Raw genomic sequence first — 19,623 nt, 5'->3', positions numbered from 1 at the left:
AACTCGGGGCGGAACACCGCCGAGAACAGGCACCCGCCCGCCTGCGGGCTGACGTCCCGCCAGAACGCATGGCCGGGCGAGTCCGGCAGCGCCGGGTGCAGCACGCGCGCCACTTCGGACCGGTCGGCCATCCACCAGGCGAGTTCGCGCGCCGCCGCATCCTGCGCACGGTAGCGCAGCGCGATGCTGGGCAACCCGCGCAGCACGGCCTCGACGTCGTTCTGACCGACGCCGTAGCCGAGGTACTCGTGCGTCGCCACCAACTGGCGGTTGAGCGCCACATCGCGCGTGCAGACGGCGCCCATCAGCAGGTCCGCACCGCCGGACGGGAACTTGGTCAGCGCCTGCATGCTGATGTCGGCACCGAGTCCGGGAGCGACGTCAGGCGCCACCTCGAAGGCATTGAAGGCCAGCCCGGCGCCCCAGGTGTTGTCGAGCGCGGTGAGCACGCCGCGCGCGCGGCAGGCCCGCAGCAGCCCGATCAGATCGGGGAATTCCAGCGTGATCGATCCGGCGGCTTCGAGCCACACCAGCCTCGTGCGCGCCGACAGCATCGCCTCGAACGCCGGCACGTCGAGCGGATCGTAGAAGCGGTGCGTGATGCCGAGCCGCGTCAACAGGCCGTTGGCGAGGTGGCGGTTCTGGCCGTAGACGTTGTCGGGCAACAGCACCTCGTCGCCGGGCTGGAGGAAGGCCAGGCTGGTCAGTGTGATGGCGGAGACGCCGCTGGGCGTGAGCACGCAATGCTCGGCATGTTCGAGCGTCGCGATGCGCGCGGCCAGCGTGTAGGTGGTCGGCGTGCCCGGCAGGCCGTAGCGATAGCTGACGCCGTCCTTGGCGCGCGGCCGGTGCAACTCGGCGGTGTTCTTGAACAGCACCGTCGAGGCCTTGGCCACCGGCACAGGCACGGCGTCCCAGCCGTCGGGCGCCCGGTACGGGTGGTGGATCTGTTCGGTGGAAGGGCCGCGCTGGGTCACAGGATCTCCTGGATCGGGAATCAACCAGCGGTCATTCTCCAGTACGCCCGGCGCTGCATGCCGCACCGATCAGATCAAACAAGGCTTCGAAACACATCCGGCGCCAGAACATTCGTGCCATGGATTTGCACAACGGTAGTCATCCGAACTCCTCCACCGTCAAGAGCCCATGAGCCCCGTCACCCGCTCCAGCGTCGCCGCCCCGCAGTCGCGGGAACTCAGGCCTTCGGACGAGGCGTCCGAGGATTTCGAATGGATCGACGCTGCCCCTGCGTCGCAGCGGTCGGCGCTCGACTGGCGCCGAGACCATCGCGACTGGGCCGAACGGCGCCCCGGAGAACCGCTGAGCGGCAATGCGCTGTGCCGTCTGCTCGCGGAGCTCGCGGACCAGGTCCGTCGACGGGGCCGGTCGCTCCCTCATGGACTGCTGAGGCATGTGATGGCCTGCGTCGACGCGGCGCCGGCCATCCCCCTAGTGATCGATCGCCGTGGCTGGCCGGACATCCTGCTGGCCAGGGAAGCGCTGACGGCCAGGCTGCTGACAGCAGCCATCGCCCCTGAGGACTTTCAGTCCGCGATCCCACGTCGTTTCGACACCCTGTTGCGCCAGCTGCAAACCCTCGAGACGCCGACACGCCGCAGCCACCAGACGATCCAACTGGTCAAGCCCGCCGAGGTGACGCGGTTCGTGGATGAGAACGACGCGTTCGCAGCCGCGCTGCACAGCAGCGCCAAGGAGATCCGTCGTTCGCGCGCGTGGTCAGGACTCGGTGGCGAGTTCTCGGTACGCGCCGTCACAAGCCTGCCCGGCTGGCCGACGGGACGCGCACTGAGCATCGAGGACCGCACCGGCCGCGAACGCGATCGATACGGCACCGAGGCACCGGGCAGCACGCCGGTCCGGGTGCGTCTGCACGCGGCCCACTACGACGCCATCGTGGACGGCAATATCGTGCCCGTCCCGAGTGACGGCGATTGCTTCTACTCGTCGGTGCTTGCGGGGATGGATGCCGGTGAGCGCCGAACCTTGCTCAAGAGCTCGACCGACGACGAAAACCAGCAGCGGCTCATCCTGCGCGGGCTGGTCGCGGATCACGTCGAGGCGATGGCTCGCCGGCCATCGACGGCGCCGGAGATGATGCGCCACGTCTGGATCGCCAACGCGACCTGAATCGCTCGCGCCAGGAAAAACGCCGGCGCGAGGCCGGCGTTCATCGGGCGCCGAAGCGCTGGATCAGATCGGCAGCGCGATCAGGTCGTGGCCCTCGACGCCGACGATGCGGGCGCGGGTGAACTCGCCGACGCGCAGTTGCTTGCTGGCCTTCTCCGGCGGCAGCAGGCGCACGGTGCCGTCGATCTCCGGCGCGTCCGCATACGAGCGGCCGACGCCGCCCTTGCGGCCGAGCGCCGGCGCCGAGTCCACCAGCACCTGCATGGTCGCGCCGACGCGGCGCTGCAGCTTGGCGATCGACACTTCCTCGGCCACCGCCATGAAGCGGGCGCGACGCTCCTCGCGGACCTCGTCCGGCAGCGCGCCGTCGAGCGCGTTCGCCGGCGCGCCTTCGATCGGCGAATAGGCGAAGCAGCCGGCGCGGTCGATCTGCGCCTCGCGCATGAAGTCGAGCAGGTACTGGAACTCCGCCTCGGTCTCGCCGGGGAAGCCGGCGATGAAGGTCGAGCGGATCACGAGCTCGGGGCAGATCTCGCGCCAGCGCAGGATGCGCTCGAGGTTCTTCTCGCCGTTGGCCGGGCGCTTCATGCGCTTCTGCACATCGGGATGGGCGTGCTGGAAGGGCACGTCCAGGTACGGGAGGATCAGGCCCTCGGCCATCATCGGCACGATCTCGTCGACGTGCGGATACGGGTAGACGTAATGCAGGCGGACCCACGCGCCGTAAGGCTTGGCGATCTCGCCGAGCTGCGCGACCAGGTCGAACATGCGCGTCTTGACCGGCTTGCCGTCCCAGAAGCCGGTGCGGTACTTGATGTCGACGCCGTAGGCGCTGGTGTCCTGGCTGATGACCAGCAGTTCCTTGACGCCGGATTCGAACAGCGCCTTGGCTTCGGACAGCACGTCGCCGATGGGGCGCGAGACCAGGTCGCCGCGCATGCTCGGGATGATGCAGAAGCTGCAGCGATGGTTGCAGCCCTCGGAGATCTTCAGGTAGGCGTAGTGCTTGGGCGTCAGCTTGATGCCGGCGATGCCGCGGGCCTCGGGCACCAGGTCGATGAACGGGTCGTGCGGCTTGGGCACGTGGGTGTGGACCGCGTCCATCACCTCCTGTGTCGCATGCGGGCCGGTCACGGCGAGGACGCTCGGGTGGATCTCGCGGACCATGTTGTCGGAGCTCGCGCCGGCCTTGGCGCCCAGGCAGCCGGTCACGATGACCTTGCCGTTCTCGGCCAGGGCCTCACCGATGGTGTCCAGCGATTCCTTGACGGCGTCGTCGATGAAGCCGCAGGTGTTGACGATCACCAGGTCCGCGCCAGCGAAGGTCTTCGAAGTCTCGTAGCCCTCGGCGCGCAGTTGCGTGAGGATCAGCTCGGAATCCGTCAGCGCCTTGGGGCAGCCGAGCGAGACAAAGCCGATCTTCGGCGCGGGGCTACCCACGGGGCCTCCAATCCTGGCGGCGGCGGTGGGGTCGTAAGTCGTTGATTCCATTTGGGTTCCGCCGGGCGATCTGGCTGAGGGCTGGGGCGGCATTGTAAGCGACCCGGCATTTTCCAGACAGGGGCGGGTTCATGGCACCGGCCCACGACTCGTGCACGACTGCCGCTCGCACGACCGGTAACGGGCCGGGATCGTCGCGTGCCGCCCCGGCGGGCCGCTACGGGGATACTCGCCCCTCCGGTCCGTCTCTCCCGCCAGGCCCTGTCCTCTTCCTCCCGCCTCGATGTCCGACCCCTCCCCGCGCTCCGAGCTCCTGCCCCTGATCGGCGACCGCGCCTCGGTGGAACTCGCCGCGCTGGTGCTGCCGCCGGTCGTGGTCGCGAGCACGCCGGCCGGCAGCCCGGCCGCCGTGTGGGCTTGGGCCTGGGCGATCGCCTACGGGCTGAGTTCGATCGGTGTCGCGGTCGCGCGCCGCCGTTTCCGGCGCGAAGCCGCGTCCATGAACCCCGACGACTTCGTGGCGCGCTGGGCGCCGCCGCTGGAGCGCATCGCGATCGCATTCGGTGTCCTGTGGGGCCTGCTGCCGGGGGTCGCCGCCGCCAGCGGCGTCTTCGAGCACGCGATCTTCCTGTACCTCGTGCTCGCCGGCACGACGGTATCGACCGCCGCCTTCGCGGCCGCGGACCTGCCGTTCTTCGCGCGCTTCCTCGTTCCCGCGTGGGCCATGGCCACGGCGGCGGTCCCCTTCGCCTTCCCCACGCACTGGACGATCGTCCTGCCGCTGTGCCTGCTCTTCCCATGGCTCGTGTGGCGCCACGCGCGCACCTCGAATGGCTTCCTCGTCCAGCAATCGCGCCTGAAGCGCCAGAGCGAGGCGCTCGCCCTCGCGCACAGGGAGGCCCGCGATGTCGCGAAAGCCGCTTCGCGCGAGAAGAGCCTGTTCCTGGCGACCGCCTCGCACGACCTGCGCCAGCCGCTCTACGCGCTCACGCTGACCGCGCAGGCGGCCCTCCAGCGCAACCAGGATGCGTCGCTGCGGCCGCTGCTGGTCGACATCTCCCAGGCCGCCGGCCACGTCAACGACCTGCTGAACGCGCTGCTCGACGTCTCCGCGCTGGACAGCCGCAGCGCCGAGCTCACGCTCCAGCCGCTGGCGCTGGCACCGCTGCTGTCGGAACTGCACGAACGCTTCCAGCCGGAAGCGAAGGCGCGCGGCCTCGACTGGCGCATCCGCGGGCCGGAAGCGCCCGCCTGGGTCGTCGCCGAGCCGATGCTGCTGCGACGCGCGCTCGCCAACCTGCTGCACAACGCGCTGCGCTACACGCCTGAAGGCGGCGTGCTGCTGGCGGTGCGCAGACGCCAGGACCACTGGGCCATCGAGGTCTGGGACACGGGCATCGGCATGGCGGCGACCAAGCGCGAAGCGCTGTTCTCCCAGTTCCATCGCGGCGACGACGCGGCGCGGCTCACCGGCGACGGCCAGGGCCTGGGCTTGTCCGTGGTGCGCGACTGCGTGCGGCGGATGGAAGCGGCGATCGATTGGCATTCGGTGCCGGGTCGCGGCTCCTGCTTCCGCATCACGCTGCGCGGCGCGGCCGTCCCGGCGACGGCGGCGAAACGCGCGTCCGCGGCCCCGCATGTCTTCGAGCGGCTCGGCGGCCGTGTGCTCGTGGTCGACGACGACCTCGGCGTGACCCGCGGCCTGTCCCACCTGCTGGGCGAATGGGGCATCGACTGCCGCATCGCGGGCGATGCCTCGCAGGCCCATGCGGTGCTGGACGCCGACTTCGAACCCGACGTCGTGGTGAGCGATCTGCGACTGGGGCACCACGACGGCGGCTACGCGCTGCTGCAGGACCTGCTGGACCGCCTGCCGCTCGCACGCGGCCTGGTGGTCACCGGCGAGCTCGACCTGCCCGACCTGCGCCGCGCCGAATCCGAGGGCTTCCTCGTGCTGCGCAAGCCGGTGCTGCCGGCGTCGCTGCATGCGGTGCTGCGATCGATGCTCGGATCGCGGGTCTTGTCGTCACCGGGCTGATCGACCACCCCAGGGCACGTGCGTTGCCGGAAGGGGCCGACAAGGAGAGCATGACCATGCACCTCGAAGGCTCCTGCCACTGCGGCCGCATCCGCTTCTCGGTCGACTCGACCGAGCCCTACCCGTTCATGCGCTGCTACTGCACGATCTGCCGCAAGACCGCCGGCACCGGCGGCTACGCGATCAACATCGGCGCGGACAACACCACCTTCCAGCTGATCAAGGGCAAGCGCGACCTGAAGGTCTATCGCGCCGTCATCGACGGCAAGGAAAGCAGCGGCCAACGCCACTTCTGCGGCCATTGCGGCACCGCGCTCTGGATGTACGACGACAACTGGCCCGACCTGATCCACCCCCATGCCAGCGCGATCGACACGCCGCTGCCCGAGCCGCCGGAGAACGTGCACGGATTGCTGGACTCCAAGGCGCCCTGGGTCGACGTGGAAGGCAAGCCGGGCGATGCGCGTTACGGCCATTTCCCCGAGGAGTCGCTGGCCGACTGGCATCGGCGGCACGGGCTCTAGGAGGCTGTCCGGCACCGAGCTCCAGGACCGCACCCGGTGGCCGCGCGGTCGGGCGCCGCCGACTCCCCTCGACCCGGGGGCCCGAGGCGCCGGACAGGCGCTCGCCGCGCATTCGGTCACGGCGCCGCGGGCACGCCTCGCCCACGATGGGCAACCGGCTGTCTAGCATCGCGCCCATGTCGAATACCCGCCCCGCCCCGCTCCTGGACGTCGCGCCGCGCGCGCGCAAGGAACCCTTCGCCTGGACGAAGCGTCATCCCGTCCTGACGGCGGTGGCGCTGGTCGCGGTGATCGTGCTGCTGGCCGTGTGGACGGACCAGGACCCCGCCCGCGATCGCGAGGATTGCCTGGCGCGACAAGGCACGCCGGTGGTCGTGAACGCGACCCTGCATCAAAGCGAGTGCCGCCTCGCCGGCGAAGGCGCCGACGAGCCGCTCAAGCGCTGACCGCGCGGCTCACTTCTTCGGCGGTGGCGGCGGGAAGCCTGGCATCCCTGGAACGCCGGGGAAGATGTTCCCCGCGCTCTGGAACTGCTCCTGCATCTGCAGGAACAGGTTCTTGGACTGCTCGAGGTAGTTGCCCATCAGGCCCTGCATCATGGGCGCCTGGCCGCTCATGAACTGCGACCACAGCTGCGGATCGAAGCCCCCGCCCTTGCTCGGGTCGGCGAAGCGGCTCTGCAGCTCGGTGACGGCCTCGAGGTTCTTCTCGAGGTAGGCGCCCATCAGGCCCTGCATCGCATGGCCGTAGAAGCGGATGATCTGCGCCAGCAGCGGCGTCGAGAACATCGGCATGCCGCCCATCTCCTCTTCCAGGATGATCTGCAGCAGGATGGAGCGCGTCAGTTCATCGCCGGACTTCGCGTCGCGGACCTCGAAGTCCTCGCCGCCGAGCACCATCTTCTTGACGTCCGCCAAGGTGATGTAGCTGCTGGTCTGCGTGTCGTACAGCCGCCGGTTGGGGTACTTCTTGAGCACCCGCGGCCCCTTGGGTTGCGCGGGGTCCTCGCTGCCGGTTGCGGTCTTGCCGCGTCGGGCCGTCGCCATGCTGTCTCCTCTGAGGGTCTCCGACCCATTCTAGGAGGCGCCCGGCAAGCGGCCCGCCGGGTGATTTCCCTTGCTGTGCGGGAGGCGGATGCGCCCTGCCGCGACCGGACGCGCCGGGTGCGGCAAGGGCATGACCGCGCTCAGTCCGGCTTGACGTTGCCGTCCTTGATGACCTTGGCCCACTTGGCCTGCTCGGCCTTCTGGAACTCGGCGAACTGGGCCGGCGAGTTGGGCGTGTACTCCAGGCCCAGCCCTTCCATCTTGGCCTTCACCTCGGGCAGCGCCACGATCTTCTGCACCTCGGCGTTGAGCTTGGCCACGATGGGCGCGGGCGTGTTCGCCGGGAAGTACAGCGCCTGCCAGCTCGAGACATCGAAGCCGGGCACGCCGGACTCGGCCAGCGTCGGCACGTCGGGCAACTGCGCGCTGCGCTTGGCCGAGGTCACCGCGAGCGCCTTGACCTTGCCGCCCTTGATCTGCGGCAACGCGACGGTCACCGTCTCGAAGCTCATCGGCACCTGCCCGCCCATCACGTCCTGGATCGCCGGCGCGCTGCCCTTGTAGGGCACGTGCGTCAGGTCCGCGCCGGTCATCAGGCGGAACACCTCCCCGGAGAGATGCTGCGACGTGCCCTGCCCCGCCGAGGCGAAGGTGATGTCGCCGGGCTTGGCCTTCGCGGCCGCGATGATGTCCTTGACCGTCTTGGCCTGCGAGCCCGGCCCGATCAGCAGCACGTTGGAGATCTTGCCCAGGAGGATCACCGGCGCGAAGTCGCGGTCGGCCTTGTACGGCATCTTGGGCAGCAGCGACGGATTGATCGCGTGCGTCGCGATCGTGCCCAGCAGCATCGTGTAGCCGTCCGGCGCGGCCTTGGCCACGCTGTCCGCGCCCAGCACGCCGCCGGCGCCGGCCTTGTTGTCGACCACGATGGTCTGCTTGAGCGCGACCTGCAGCCGCGCCGCGATCTCGCGCGCCAGCACGTCGGAGGTGCCGCCCGGCGCGAACGGGACGATCAGCTTCACCGGCTGGGTCGGCCAGTTGCCGGCGTCGGCGGCCTGCGCCGTCATCGCCGTCATGCCCAGCACCACCGTCGCCGCCGCAGCGGCCAGGACGCGCACGCGGCCCCGCATCACCGAATTCATGTCGCTTGTCTCCATCCATGAGGGCGCGCGGCCCTCGTCGACATCGACGAAGGTCCGATGCCCTCTTCTGATGAGTCAAATGGTATCGGTACCATCTACCACGTCAAGATTGCGTTCATGAGGGATTCCACCGGGTGCGCGCGCGCCTTGGCACCCTCTCCCGCTCTGCGGGAGAGGGCGGGGGGTGAGGGCCAGCAGCCTCCGCATCGCCTCAAGCGCTGGCGCGCTGGACCAGTTCGAATCCGATGTCGACGGCGCGTCTGTCGACGCTGCCGCCGGCGCGGTCGAGGATGAAGCGCGCCGCCTGCCGTCCGATCGCGAAACCGTCGATGCGGACCGTGGTCAGCGCCGGCTCCAGGTCCCGGGCCAGCGCCAGGTCGCCGAAGCCGACGATCGCGAGGTCTTCCGGGATGCGCAGGCCGCGCGCCTGCGCCTCGATCACGACGCCCAGCGCCAGCGAGTCGGAGCTGCAGAACACGGCATCCACGCCATCCGGATGCGCCAGCAGTTCGGCCAGCCCGCGGCGGCCGCTGCCCAGGGTCGTCGGCGTGGCGACGGTGGCCACCGGCACGTCGGCGATGCCGAGCGTCCCGGCCTGCTCCTGGAAGGCGCGGAACCGGCGCATCGCGCGCTCGTCGCTGCCGCCCACGCCGGCGAGCCGGCGGTAACCGCGCTCATGCAGGAAGGACGCGACCTTGCGGCCGACCTCGACGTGGGAGAAGCCGACCAGCATGTCGATCGGATCGTCGCTCTGGTCCCAGGTCTCGACGACCGGCACGCCCGAGGCGCGCAACCGGGTGCGCGCCTGCTCGGAATGGCTGGTGCCGGTGAGCACCAGGCCGTCGGGGCGGCGGCCGATCATCGCGTCCAGCCAGGCCTCCTCCCGCGCGTTGTCGTAGCCGGTCTGGCCGAGCAAGACCTGGTACCCGGCCTCGAACAGCGCCTCGGTCAGGCTCTGCACGGTATCGAGGAAGACCGGCCCGGCGATCGTCGGCACCGCGACGCCCACCATGCGGCTCTTCATCGACGACAGCGCGCCGGCCAGCAGGTTGGGGACATAACCGGTCTTGCGGACCGCCTCGGCCACGCGCTCGCGGACTTCCTGCGACACCTGCGCGGGGTTGTTGATCGCGCGCGAGGCGGTGATGGGCGCCACGCCCGCGATCTGCGCCACGTCGCGCAGCGTGACGGCGCCGCTGCCCTTGCGGCGGCGGGGACGGGGGAAGGTCTCGATGTCGGACATATGGCGGTCGATTATGGCGGGCGATCAGCGGAGATGACGCCGGTCGATCGCCCGTTCGTCAGCTGGTGCGACGCCCTTCGTAAGCCATGACGACGTTGCGCCCCGCCTCCTCGATCCCGTCGCGCCGCGAGGTCACGAACATCAGTTGATTGACGTTGGCCGCGGCCCAGGCGATCGCGCGCGCATGGTCGAGCGACGGCGACGCGAGTCGCAGCCGCAGCGCCTCGTCGGCGACGGCCTCGCTGATCGACAGGCGCTCGAAGGTCCGGAGGAAGCCGCGCGTCGGCTCCAGCAGTTCAGGCGGACAACGCGCCATCACCGCCAGCCAGGTGAGCACGCTGATCGACCGGTGCGCGCAGGCGTCCAGCGCCTGCGCCGCCGCTGGCACACCGTTGAGGTAGTCGAGCAGCACGTCCTCGTCGATGACGGCATTCATCGGTCAGCGCTCCGTCCGGATGCGCGGTCGTCCCCCCGCTCCGACCGATCCGGTGCGCGCGCCGGGTCGGTGCCGCCGCGGCGCGAGGCCCACAACCCGAACGCCTCCGGCGTGACCTCGACATGTCCCTGCGCGAACGTGGCGAGCGCCCGCCGCACCGCCTCGGCGCGCGAGATGCCCATCAGCTTGCACAGGCGGTCGATCTCGACGAGCTGCGCGGCCGGGATGTCGACGATGGTGCGGGTCATGCGAGCTCGCGGGTTCTGCGCGGGTCTCAGCGCGCGAGGAAGTCGGGCTGGCGGAACTTCTCTTCGAGGAAATGCCCGTTGGCGATCAGCGCCTGGGCGTCCTGCTTCGCCGCGTTGGCGACGATCTCGCGCATCTGGGTCTCCAGCAGCGCCAACTGTTCCGCGAGCAGTTGCCGCGCGGTCTTCCCGTCCTTCAGCGCGTGGCTGACGCGGAAGGCCGGCGGCAGCGCGACGTAGTTCGCCAGCGTCTCCGGAAGGTAGCGCAGCACCGTCTGGCGCACGGTGAACAGGTCCTCGTTGTGCAGGCCGGTGCCGCGCAGGCGCGGCAGCACCTCGGCAACGGCGTCGCGAATCGCGGCCAAGCGCGGCTTCACCTCCTCGGGCAGATGCGGCACCGCGTGGGCGATGACCTCGTCGAGCCGCTGCAAGGTCTGCTCGTGGGTCAGGCTGTCCTCGATCGCGCGTTCGAGTTCGGGCTGGCGACGGCCGAGCAGCAGGCCGGCGACGTACAGGCCCGCCGTGATCGCCAGCCAGCCGCGATCGATGACGCCGGCGAACAGCAGGGCCGGCCCGATCAGCGCCAGCGCGCAACCCAGGATGTTGCCGCTGCCGTAGAGGAACAGCAGCGCGCGCAGCTTCAGCGGTCTCGAGGCGGTCATGGCGGGCGTTCCGGCGCGTTCACTCGTTCACTGATAACCGCGGATCTCGCGGAACACCTGCGCCAGGCGCGAGTGGCGTCCGTCGAATTCGCGGCCGCCGGTCATCTGCGCGATCTGCTTCATCTCGTCGACGTTGCCTTCACCGAACAGGATGGGGAACACGCGCGCCGGCGCGCCCTGCCCGTAGCGCGAGCGGAACGCCGCGAAGGACATCCCGCTGTTGCTCTCGCCGTCGGTGAGCAGCGCGATGCTGACGAAGCGGTCCGGGTGCTCGCGCGACTCCTGCGCGGCCAGTTCCAGCGCCGCCGCCAGCGCCGAATACACGGCGGTGCCGCCGCGCGGCCGCAGCTCGTCGGCGACGCCGGCCAGCCGGGCGCGCGAGCCGTCGATGTCGCCGGCCTCGAAGGCCACCAGGACCGGATCGCCCACGCGGTCGTCGAACGGGATGAGGAACACGCGCTCGCGTCCCTGGAAGGCGGTGAGCCGCGCACTGGCCGTTGCCTGCGACGCGCCGCTGAGCACTTTCAGCGCCTCGCGCATCAGTTCGATGCGCTCGCCCTTCATCGACCCGCTGATGTCCAGCACGAAGATGGACGTCGACGGCTTGCGCCAGGTCGACTGGTAGGCCGTGAGCACGGCGTCGATGACCTCGAGCCGGTTCGGGAAGGACAGCTCCGCGATTGCCGCCGTCGGCAGCGCCGCCGCGGTCGCCACCTGCGGATTCGCGGGCCGCAGGAAGGCCGGGCCCAGCGCGTCGCGCTGGAAGTCCGCCGCCTTCAGCGCGGCGACCAGCTTGTTGTAGGGCTCGCGCCGGTCCTCGCGCAGCAGCATCAGCGGGTAGTCGGCCGAGATCATCCCGTCGCGGGGATAGACCAGCGTCAGGCGCTGGTCCTGCGCCAGCTTCTCGTTGGCGCGCAGGATCACGGCCTCGTAGTTCACCATCGCGTCGATGGCCCCGGGGTCCTTCGTGAAGGCGTCGGCCAGCCAGCCGGAGCTGCCGGCGGTCAGCCGCTGGCCTGACAGGAAGGCGGTGATGACCTTGGCATCGACGTCGGACGCGGCCATGTCCTCGGTCTTGCCCGACGACGCGGCGGCGACCGCGAAGAGCGCGCTCATGCCCGAGTTCGAACTCGCCGCGTTGGTCATCGCGTAGCGCAGCTTGCCGGTGCTGGCCGCCTTGGCGATGTCGGCCCAGGTCGGCGCGCGCTGGCTCCAGCCGAGTTCGGCCACCTTGGCCGCCTTCACGCCGAGCGCGATGCGCGAATAGAAGAGCTTCTCGCGCGCCAGCGGCGGCGTCTTCAGCGCCAGCGAGGGATAGGCGCCGTTGGGCGGCAGGATCGCGTCGAAGCGCTCGCCGGCGTTGATGCGCTCGACGATGTCGAGCGTGCCGGCGTAGCTCATCTTCACCGTCACGCCGGCCGCCCGCCCTGCCGCGACGATCGCCGGTTCCAGGTCCTTGACCTCGGAGCCGGCGAGCACGGTGAACGCGGCCTCGGTGCCCGCCTTCGTCGCGTCGGCGGACGGCGTGTCGGCCTCGCGCTTGCCGCAGCCCCCGAGCACCAGCACCGTCGACAACAGCGCGAGGGAGAACCATCCCATCGCCGAGCGACGCACGCCGCTCACAACGACACCTCTCCCGACGCCTGCAGCGCCGCGGCGGATTCCTGGCGCCGCACCCGGTCCAGATAGGTCCGGCTCTTGGCGACCTCGTCGGACAGCGTGTCCACGGTCGTCTGCATCGACGCCAGCGCCTTCGTCTTGAAGTCGGCGATGGTGTCCATCGTCTGGTAGATGTTGGTGAAGGCCAGTTGCAGCTTGGCGATCTCGATCGTGCTGGAGGCGGCCTGCTGGTGGATCGCGGCGCTCTGGTCGCGCAGCATCTCGCTGGTGCCGGCGATGAGGTTGCCCGTCGTGGTGTTCAGCGCGGAGATCTGGTCCAGCACCAGCTTCTGGTTGTTGAGCGCCTGCGCGACGATGACCGCGGTGCGCAGCGCTGAAACGGTCGTCGTCGTCGCGCGGTCCACGCCCTTCACCAGCTCCAGGTTGTTCTTGCGGATCAGGTCCAGCGCCAGGTAACCCTGGATGTTCACCGCCTGCTGCGTCAGCAGGTCCGTCACCTTCTGGCGGGTGTAGAACAGCATCTCCTCGCGCACGACGCGGGCCTTCTCGCCGTCGGAGAGCTCCAGCTCGCGCGCCTTCGCCTCGAGCTGCCCGTCGAGCCTGCGGCCGATGTGGATGTACTTCTCCAGCCGCTCCATCAGCGTCCAGAGGTTGACCTTCTCCTGCTCGATGGCGGCGTTGTCGCGCAGCAGCTCGTCCTTGCCGCCCTTGAGCGCCTCGATGATCCCGTTCAGGTGCGACTGCGAGGACTGGTAGCGGTCGAAGTAGTCCGCCAGCTTGTTGCCCAGCGGGATGAAGCCGAGCAGCTTGCGCGCGGAGAACAGATCGCCCTGGCGCGACGGGTCGAGGTCCTCGACCGTTCGGCGCAGGTCGACCAGCGACTGCCCGATCTGCGCGCCCTGGTCGAGCAGCCCGCTCTTCAGCGATCCGACGGGCCGGTCCAGCATCCGGTTGGAGGCGGCGGACGCCGCCTCGATGTCCTTGCTGCCCATCGCGTGGATGCGTTCGACGGCCTGCTTGAAGGTCGGATGCTGGCTGTCGTGCGTCGTGATGTCATCGATGAACTGGCGCACCTGGCCGTCGAGCTCGGCGACGTCCTCGGGCTTGAGCTTCACCTTGCCTGCGGCCGCCTCCGCAGGCACGACCTGCACCGGCGCGGGCGGTTCCAGCGTGAAGGACTGCGGGGGCTGAAGCTGGTCCAGCGCGGCGTTGCCGGTCGCGGTCGTGGTCTGCATCGGGGTCTGGGAAGCGGTCATGCGGTCCTCCTCGGGATGAAGCGTCACTTGAACCGGGCCTCGACGCCCTGGATCATTCGTTCCAGCCACTCGTGGCTGGGCGGGTCGACGACGTCGACGAGCACCGGCGGCACCTTGACGCCGCGCTGGGCCCAGGTCTCCGGGCCCTTCACGTCGCCGCCGGTGCGGAAACCGTATTCATGCGCGAGCTCGCGCAGCTGGGGGTCGGTGTCCAGCGCCTCGCCCAGGCGCGCGCCCTTCTCGTTGTAGGGCACCAGCACATGCTTGGAGTACACGGTCGGGCGCGGATAGAGCACGACCATGTCGCCCTTGAGCCGGTCCGGATTGCGCAGCCAGAACTCGACCATCTGCGACTCGTAGGCCGCGAGCAGCGGCGCCTTGCCCATGCCCAGCGCCAGGTAGTCCTCGAAGGGGCCGGCGGAGCTCTGTTCCTGGAAGCCCTGGCGCAGGAACAGCGGCGCGACCAGCGGCAGGACCTTGTCGACCTCCTCCTGGCTCTGGACGATCTGCTGCTGGTTGGCCAGGTAGCTGGCCAGCGCCAGGTACATCGCCGCGGAGTTGGAAGTGCGCACGTCGGTGGAGTTCACCAGCACCGCCTTGCCGGTGGCGAAGGCCTCGCTCTTCTTGAGGTCGCGCCAGCGGGCGTTCTGCTCGATCAGCGTCATCAGGCGCTGGAGGTCGACGATGTAATAGAAATCGCCCTCGCGCTGGGCGATGCCGTTGGCGACCAGGATCTCGGCGATCGGTTTCCAGCTGGCGAAGACGATGGGCGTGTAGAACGGCGTGTAGACGTTGGCGGCCTTGGCCGCGGCCTTCAGTTGCTGTCCCGCGGGCGCGCCGGACGGGAAGCCGAAGTCGTACTTCGCGGCGTCGACGCGGTTGGCGATGGTCCGGGAGCCGGCCTTCTCGACCGTGACCGTGAGGCCCCGGGCGGCCAGCGCCTGCTGGACGCGGGGATCGTTGAAGAAGGCTTCCTTCTCGGAGCCGATCAATCCGCGCAGCGCGACCTGACGGTCCCGCACCTGCTGGGCGGTGGCGGCGGCGACCTTGTCCTGGTCCAGCCGCGCGTTGGAGTACCAGACGCCGCCGCCCACGGCGGCGAGGAGCGCGATCGCCAGCACGGGGGCGACCAGTTTGCGAATGTCCAAGGTGACGAGCCCCTGAAGGCGCGTGAAAGCTCACGCTGCCGAGGACGATATCGCCGGGTGATGACGGAAATATGTCACACGACTGTCATGAGCCCCGGCGTGGCGGGCGGCCCGCCGCCTCACAGCCGTCGGCACTTTCCCTACATCGCGGTGCGGACCCCGCCCGACCCCTGGTACCGCTATCTCCTCCTGTTGGTAACCAGTCGTGAGAACGAAGATTCATCCATCGACAACAGGGGGCCAACATGAACACGATCTCGAAGCAAGCCAGCAAGTTCAAGCACATCGCCATCGGCCTGGGCCTGGCGGTTTCCGTCGCAGCGGCGGCCAACGCCAACACCGCGCAGAACACCTTCCAGGTGACCGCGACGATCACCAGCTCCTGCACCGTGTCCGGTTCGGCGCTGAACTTCGGCAGCGCGATCGATCCCCTGGCGGTCGGCGTGCCGCTGGACGCCTCGTCCACGCTGACCGTCACCTGCTCCAACACGACGCCGTACGCGGTCTCGCTGAACGCCGGTTCGAACGCGGGCGGCGCGTCCAACTTCACCTCCCGCACGATGAAGAGCGGCGCCAACACCCTGGGCTATCAGCTCTACCTGGATTCGGGCCGCACGACCGTCTTCGGCGACGGCACCGCCAGCTCCAGCACCAAGAGCGGCACGGGCACCGGCAGCTCGCAGTCGATCAGCGTCTACGGCCGCGTGCCGACGCTGGCCGGCGTGGTGCCCGGCGCGTACACCGACACCGTGACCGTGACGATCACCTACTGATCCCCTCACGCCCGCAAGGGCGCCCGGAGCTTTCTTCTTTTCTTCTCTTCGTAGGACATGTCGTCCGCGGCTTCGAGCAGGTGCTCGAAGCTCGCCTGGCCGTCTCCGACGGCGTAGCCGATGGACGCACCCACGCTGACCATGCCGCCGTCGATCGCGATGGGCTCGGTCAGGGCCTGCAACAGGCGCTGCCGGATCTGCGCCAGACGGAACTCTTCCGGCGCGCCGGCGAGGAGCAGCACGAACTCATCGCCACCCACCCGCGCCGGCACGTCCCCCTCCCGGCACTGGGCCCGCAGGCGCTGGCCGACGGCGCGCAGCACGGCGTCGCCGGCCGCATGGCCGTGGCGGTCGTTGACGGGCTTGAAGTCGTCGAGGTCGAAGACGAGGACGCTCATCGGCTGACCCGCGAGCTCTTGCGCCCGCCGCTCCAGCGAACGCCGGTTGGCCAGACCGGTCAGCAGGTCCGTGTCGGCCGTCGTCGCCAGCTGGGTCATGTCGCGGTCGCTGGCGCGGACGAGGCGGCTGGCGTAGCCGATGGTCCACAGCGTGAAGGCGATGAACAGCGCCGCCAGCGCCAGGGCCGATCGCTTGACCGATTGGAGGCCGCGCTCCTGCCCTGCCTGACGGGCCGCGAGCAGGGAACGCTCGGCGCGCTCCATCGTGTCAAGCAACTGCCGCAGCCGCTTCGACGAGTCGTTCGTGATGCGCGCGTCGAGTCCGTGCCGCAAGGCCTCGGCCCCATCGCGGTCCCCGATCACGGCGGAGGCCAGATACCAGCCGGTGATTTCCAACGTCTCGGACCTCACCTCTGCTGCCACGGCCAACTGCGCGGGGTTGTCCCGAACCAGCGATTCGAGTGTTTCCGCCGTCTGCCTGGCGTCGGACGCGGCGGCGCGCAGCCGCTGGAGCGCTTCTGCATGCGGCACCAGCGCGAAATTGCGCAGCGCGATGCCGCCGCGCAGCAGCCCGGAGCGCAGCTGGTTCAGCTGGTCGAGGACCTCATGGGTGTGGGCGACCAGATCGTTCGCGTCGCCGTAACGGCGGGCGCTGTCGACCAGCACGCCAGCGGCGCCGATCACCAGGACCAGCGCCACCGCCTGGGACAGCTGCAGGACGCGCGCGATGCGCCGGAGCAAGGGATTGGAGACGGTCGCCAAGAGCGTGTGCGGGTGCCGGAATCGCGGCATCCTAGCGCCGGGATCGACGCGCTGCAGGGCGGAAAAGCAGTGCCTTTGCCGACCATCACGGTCATCGCACAAGCCGCAGGCCGGCCGCGAGTCAGCGCCCGGCATCGGAAGGAAAAACCGAATCAGAAAGCGAAACGCCCGCTTGCGGCGGGCGTACAAAGCAGAACGCCCGCTTGCGGCGGGCGTTTGCTGACGTATCGAGTCCCGGAGGACTTCCTACCAATGCTGGTAGGCGCGATTGGATTCGAACCAACGACCCCCACCATGTCAAGGTGGTGCTCTAACCAACTGAGCTACGCGCCTGAAATACTCGGCCAGCGGTGGTCAATCCACTGGTCCGTAAGAGAAATCGCCCGTTGAAGCGGGCGATTCATCTGAGGTGTCCCGAAGGACTTGCCTACCAAATCTGGTAGGCGCGATTGGATTCGAACCAACGACCCCCACCATGTCAAGGTGGTGCTCTAACCAACTGAGCTACGCGCCTGGAGAAGCCTCGCAGTATAAGCCGGATTTTCAGGTCCGTCCAGGAAGCTGAGGCAAAAAGAACAGCCGTCGCACGGCGTCCTCGACAAGGCCGCGAGCGGCAGACCCTGAGACGACGAGGGGACGGCGTCAGCGACGCCGCGCGCTGCGGATCCCCGAGACCTGCGACAGCGCCACCAGCGTCTGCTGCAGCCGCTGCGCATCGCTCACCTCGACGGTGAAATTCATCCGCGACAGGTCGTTGCGCAAGGGCTTGCCCTTGCCGCTCTGCTGGTTCACCGAGATCACGTTGAGCTTGTCCTTCGCGAACAGCTCCAGCACGTCGCGCAGCAGGCCCGGCCGGTCCGTGGCCTCGACGACCAGGTCCACCGGATACATCGCGCCCTTGCCCGCGCGGTCCGGCGCGGGCTCGCCCCAGGCGACCGCGATCACCCGCTCCGGCGCCGACTGCGCCATCTGGCGCAGGTTGGCGCAGTCGCAACGATGGATGGCCACGCCCTTGCCGCGCGTCACATAGCCGGTGATCACGTCCGGCGGCGCCGGCCGGCAGCAGCGCGCCAGACTCGTCAGCAACGAGTCCACGCCCACCACCAGCACCCCGCCCTTGGGCGTGCGCCCTTCCCCGACCGCGCCCTTCGTGTGCCGCTGGACGAGCAGCTCTTCCTCGTCCGCTTCCGGCACCGGCGGACGCAGCAGCGTCTCGATGTTGCGCAGCGAATACTCGTCCTTGCCGACGACCTCGAACAGCGCCTCGGCACTCTTGAAGCCGAGCCGCCCCGCCAGGTCGTCGAGCTTGATCGCCGTCTTGCCCTCGCGCTGCAGCAGCTTCTCGACGAGCTCGCGCCCCTTCGAGATCGTGTGCGTCTGCACCTGCGCGTTGAACCAGGCCCGCACCTTGGCCTTGCTGCGCGGGCTCTGCAGATAACCGAGTTCGGCGTTGAGCCAGTCCATCGACGGACCGCCCTCCTTGAGCGCGACGATCTCCACCGTCTGCCCGCTCTGCAACGGCGTGTTCAGCGGCACCATCTGGCCGTCGACCTTCGCACCGCGGCAGCGGTGACCCAGGTCGGTGTGCACCGCGTAGGCGAAGTCCACCGCCGTCGCGCCCGCGCACAGCTCGACCACGTTGGCCTGCGGCGTGAACACGTAGATGCGGTCGTCGAAGCTGGCGTCGGTCTCGGCGACGTAGTCGCGCTCCCAGGCCAGCAGCTGCCGCAGCACCGCCTTGCGCGCCTGCGCCACCTGTTCCTCGAACTCGCCCGCCGCGCTCACGCCGGCGTAGCCCTTGGTGCCCGCTTCCTTGTAGGCCCAGTGCGCGGCGACGCCGTGCTCCGCATGCTCGTGCATCGCGCGGGTGCGGATCTGCACTTCCATCGGCCGGCCGTCGGCCGCGATCACCACCGTGTGCAGCGACTGGTAGCCGTTGGGTTTCGGACGCGCGATGTAGTCGTCGAACTCGCCGTCCACCGGGACGTAGCGCTCATGCAGTTGCGCCAGCACCGCATAGCAGTCCGCCACCTCCGGCACGACGACGCGCAAGGCGCGCAGGTCGAAGACGCGCTCCAGCGTCAGGCCCTTGCCGCGCATCTTCTTCCAGATGCTGTAGAGGTGCTTGGGCCGGCCCTGCACCTGTGCCTCGATGCCATGGGCCTGGAGTTCGCGCTCCAGCGCGGCCCGCACGGTTTCCACCGACTGCTCGCGCTCGACGCGTTTCTCGTGCAGGCCCTTGGCGAGCTGGTGGTAGTTCTCGGGCTCCAGGAAACGGAAGGCGAGGTCTTCCAGCTCCCACTTGATCTGCCAGATGCCCAGCCGGTTGGCCAGCGGCGCGAAGACCTGCAGCGATTCCGCCGCCAGCTCGCGCGGGCACGGCGTCTTGCTCGCCGCGAACCAGCGCAGCGACTGCAGTCGCGACGCCAGCCGCAGCAGCACCACGCGCAGATCACGCGAGAACGCCAGCAGCATCTTGCGCACGAGTTCGGTCTGTTCCTGCCGGCGCTGTTCCTCGACGCGCGCCTCGCGCGCCGCGCGCTGGATCTGCACCAGCCGGCGCGTGTGCGCGACCAGGCTCGCGTCGCTCTCGCCGAAGGCCTTGGCGACCAGCTCCTCGGGCTTGTTCAGGAAATCGGCCGCATAGACCAGATAGGCGGCCGCCTGCAGGTCCTGCGCGGCGCCCACGCCCTGCAGGATGGCCGCCACGCCGTCGGCATGGGCCAGGGCGTTCTCGCCGGT

General features: G+C 69.4%; 18 protein-coding genes and 2 tRNA genes. 5 read left to right on the top strand and 15 right to left on the bottom strand.

Annotated elements, in window-relative coordinates:
- The coding region (locus tag VF536_RS04625) for a PLP-dependent transferase (RefSeq protein ID WP_331613631.1) at positions 1-977 on the bottom strand (977 nt) is incomplete at its 3' end.
- A gap of 169 nt (positions 978-1,146) precedes the next feature.
- On the opposite strand from VF536_RS04625, the gene VF536_RS04620 reads away from it, so the two are divergent.
- Positions 1,147-2,148, top strand: coding sequence for a hypothetical protein (locus VF536_RS04620; RefSeq protein WP_331613630.1), 1,002 nt, complete (start codon positions 1,147-1,149; stop codon positions 2,146-2,148).
- Between the two features lie 63 nt (positions 2,149-2,211).
- Here the strand turns inward: VF536_RS04620 and rimO are convergent, their stop codons facing one another.
- Positions 2,212-3,639 (bottom strand): 30S ribosomal protein S12 methylthiotransferase RimO, encoded by a 1,428-nt coding sequence (gene rimO, locus VF536_RS04615; protein ID WP_331613629.1) that lies wholly within the window; start codon positions 3,637-3,639, stop codon positions 2,212-2,214.
- A gap of 232 nt (positions 3,640-3,871) precedes the next feature.
- On the opposite strand from rimO, the gene VF536_RS04610 reads away from it, so the two are divergent.
- From VF536_RS04610 to VF536_RS04600, 3 genes are all read left to right on the top strand, one after another.
- Positions 3,872-5,626, top strand: coding sequence for a hybrid sensor histidine kinase/response regulator (locus VF536_RS04610; RefSeq protein WP_331613627.1), 1,755 nt, complete (start codon positions 3,872-3,874; stop codon positions 5,624-5,626).
- 56 nt (positions 5,627-5,682) lie between these two features.
- Complete coding sequence (locus VF536_RS04605) at positions 5,683-6,150, top strand: GFA family protein (protein ID WP_331613632.1); 468 nt, start codon at positions 5,683-5,685, stop codon at positions 6,148-6,150.
- Positions 6,151-6,326: 176 nt separating this feature from the next.
- Positions 6,327-6,596: a hypothetical protein gene (locus VF536_RS04600; protein ID WP_331613626.1), complete on the top strand. Its 270-nt coding sequence runs from the start codon at positions 6,327-6,329 to the stop codon at positions 6,594-6,596.
- A gap of 9 nt (positions 6,597-6,605) precedes the next feature.
- Here the strand turns inward: VF536_RS04600 and phaR are convergent, their stop codons facing one another.
- From phaR to VF536_RS04555, 9 genes are all read right to left on the bottom strand, one after another.
- On the bottom strand, positions 6,606-7,196 hold the full coding sequence (gene phaR / locus VF536_RS04595; protein WP_331613625.1) for a polyhydroxyalkanoate synthesis repressor PhaR: 591 nt from the start codon (positions 7,194-7,196) through the stop codon (positions 6,606-6,608).
- A 140-nt stretch (positions 7,197-7,336) separates the two neighbouring features.
- Entirely contained in the window at positions 7,337-8,338 is a 1,002-nt protein-coding gene (locus VF536_RS04590; protein ID WP_331613624.1) for a tripartite tricarboxylate transporter substrate binding protein, read from the bottom strand.
- A gap of 211 nt (positions 8,339-8,549) precedes the next feature.
- Complete coding sequence (locus tag VF536_RS04585) at positions 8,550-9,581, bottom strand: LacI family DNA-binding transcriptional regulator (protein ID WP_331613623.1); 1,032 nt, start codon at positions 9,579-9,581, stop codon at positions 8,550-8,552.
- Positions 9,582-9,639: 58 nt separating this feature from the next.
- The gene (locus VF536_RS04580; RefSeq protein ID WP_331613622.1) at positions 9,640-10,017 is read right to left on the bottom strand and encodes a hypothetical protein; all 378 of its coding nucleotides are present in this window, start codon (positions 10,015-10,017) and stop codon (positions 9,640-9,642) included.
- Positions 10,014-10,265 (bottom strand): ribbon-helix-helix protein, CopG family, encoded by a 252-nt coding sequence (locus VF536_RS04575; RefSeq protein WP_331613621.1) that lies wholly within the window; start codon positions 10,263-10,265, stop codon positions 10,014-10,016. Before VF536_RS04575 ends, VF536_RS04580 begins: the two co-directional genes overlap by 4 nt.
- 26 nt (positions 10,266-10,291) lie before the next feature.
- Positions 10,292-10,924: a hypothetical protein gene (locus VF536_RS04570; protein WP_331613620.1), complete on the bottom strand. Its 633-nt coding sequence runs from the start codon at positions 10,922-10,924 to the stop codon at positions 10,292-10,294.
- A 27-nt stretch (positions 10,925-10,951) separates the two neighbouring features.
- A complete protein-coding gene (locus VF536_RS04565; protein WP_331613619.1) occupies positions 10,952-12,547 on the bottom strand; it encodes a VWA domain-containing protein in 1,596 nt (531 codons plus the stop codon).
- Positions 12,544-13,800 carry a toxic anion resistance protein gene (locus VF536_RS04560; protein ID WP_331613618.1) on the bottom strand — a complete coding sequence of 419 codons (1,257 nt, stop codon included), beginning with the start codon at positions 13,798-13,800 and terminating at the stop codon, positions 12,544-12,546. The genes VF536_RS04565 and VF536_RS04560 overlap by 4 nt, the downstream gene beginning before the upstream one ends.
- 23 nt (positions 13,801-13,823) lie before the next feature.
- Positions 13,824-14,948, bottom strand: coding sequence for a hypothetical protein (locus tag VF536_RS04555; RefSeq protein ID WP_331613617.1), 1,125 nt, complete (start codon positions 14,946-14,948; stop codon positions 13,824-13,826).
- Positions 14,949-15,193: 245 nt separating this feature from the next.
- Here VF536_RS04555 and VF536_RS04550 point away from each other — a divergent pair, with 245 nt between their 5' ends.
- On the top strand, positions 15,194-15,721 hold the full coding sequence (locus tag VF536_RS04550; RefSeq protein WP_331613616.1) for a spore coat U domain-containing protein: 528 nt from the start codon (positions 15,194-15,196) through the stop codon (positions 15,719-15,721).
- 5 nt (positions 15,722-15,726) lie between these two features.
- Here VF536_RS04550 and VF536_RS04545 read toward each other — a convergent pair whose 3' ends face one another.
- The 4 genes from VF536_RS04545 to VF536_RS04530 all read right to left on the bottom strand — a co-directional run.
- The gene (locus VF536_RS04545; RefSeq protein ID WP_331613615.1) at positions 15,727-17,070 is read right to left on the bottom strand and encodes a diguanylate cyclase domain-containing protein; all 1,344 of its coding nucleotides are present in this window, start codon (positions 17,068-17,070) and stop codon (positions 15,727-15,729) included.
- A 67-nt stretch (positions 17,071-17,137) separates the two neighbouring features.
- Positions 17,138-17,214 (bottom strand) — tRNA-Val (locus VF536_RS04540).
- 104 nt (positions 17,215-17,318) lie between these two features.
- Positions 17,319-17,395: transfer RNA gene (locus VF536_RS04535), tRNA-Val, on the bottom strand.
- 128 nt (positions 17,396-17,523) lie between these two features.
- Positions 17,524-19,623 (bottom strand): bifunctional (p)ppGpp synthetase/guanosine-3',5'-bis(diphosphate) 3'-pyrophosphohydrolase (locus VF536_RS04530; protein ID WP_331613614.1); only part of this gene is annotated, 2,100 nt, incomplete at its 5' end.

It is taken from the genome of Roseateles sp. (assembly GCF_036486225.1).
In the GTDB taxonomy this organism is placed as follows: Bacteria; Pseudomonadota; Gammaproteobacteria; order Burkholderiales; family Burkholderiaceae_C; genus Roseateles.
This window is presented reverse-complemented; position numbering and strand designations above follow the sequence as displayed.

Bases quoted from the DNA above. Each gene is read 5' to 3' on its own strand.
- VF536_RS04620 (WP_331613630.1), top strand. From the start codon at position 1,147: ATGAGCCCCGTCACCCGCTCCAGCGTCGCCGCCCCGCAGTCGCGGGAA.
- rimO (WP_331613629.1), bottom strand. From the start codon at position 3,639: ATGGAATCAACGACTTACGACCCCACCGCCGCCGCCAGGATTGGAGGC.
- VF536_RS04610 (WP_331613627.1), top strand. From the start codon at position 3,872: ATGTCCGACCCCTCCCCGCGCTCCGAGCTCCTGCCCCTGATCGGCGAC.
- VF536_RS04605 (WP_331613632.1), top strand. From the start codon at position 5,683: ATGCACCTCGAAGGCTCCTGCCACTGCGGCCGCATCCGCTTCTCGGTC.
- VF536_RS04600 (WP_331613626.1), top strand. From the start codon at position 6,327: ATGTCGAATACCCGCCCCGCCCCGCTCCTGGACGTCGCGCCGCGCGCG.
- phaR (WP_331613625.1), bottom strand. From the start codon at position 7,196: ATGGCGACGGCCCGACGCGGCAAGACCGCAACCGGCAGCGAGGACCCC.
- VF536_RS04590 (WP_331613624.1), bottom strand. From the start codon at position 8,338: ATGAATTCGGTGATGCGGGGCCGCGTGCGCGTCCTGGCCGCTGCGGCG.
- VF536_RS04585 (WP_331613623.1), bottom strand. From the start codon at position 9,581: ATGTCCGACATCGAGACCTTCCCCCGTCCCCGCCGCCGCAAGGGCAGC.
- VF536_RS04580 (WP_331613622.1), bottom strand. From the start codon at position 10,017: ATGAATGCCGTCATCGACGAGGACGTGCTGCTCGACTACCTCAACGGT.
- VF536_RS04575 (WP_331613621.1), bottom strand. From the start codon at position 10,265: ATGACCCGCACCATCGTCGACATCCCGGCCGCGCAGCTCGTCGAGATC.
- VF536_RS04570 (WP_331613620.1), bottom strand. From the start codon at position 10,924: ATGACCGCCTCGAGACCGCTGAAGCTGCGCGCGCTGCTGTTCCTCTAC.
- VF536_RS04560 (WP_331613618.1), bottom strand. From the start codon at position 13,800: ATGACCGCTTCCCAGACCCCGATGCAGACCACGACCGCGACCGGCAAC.
- VF536_RS04550 (WP_331613616.1), top strand. From the start codon at position 15,194: ATGAACACGATCTCGAAGCAAGCCAGCAAGTTCAAGCACATCGCCATC.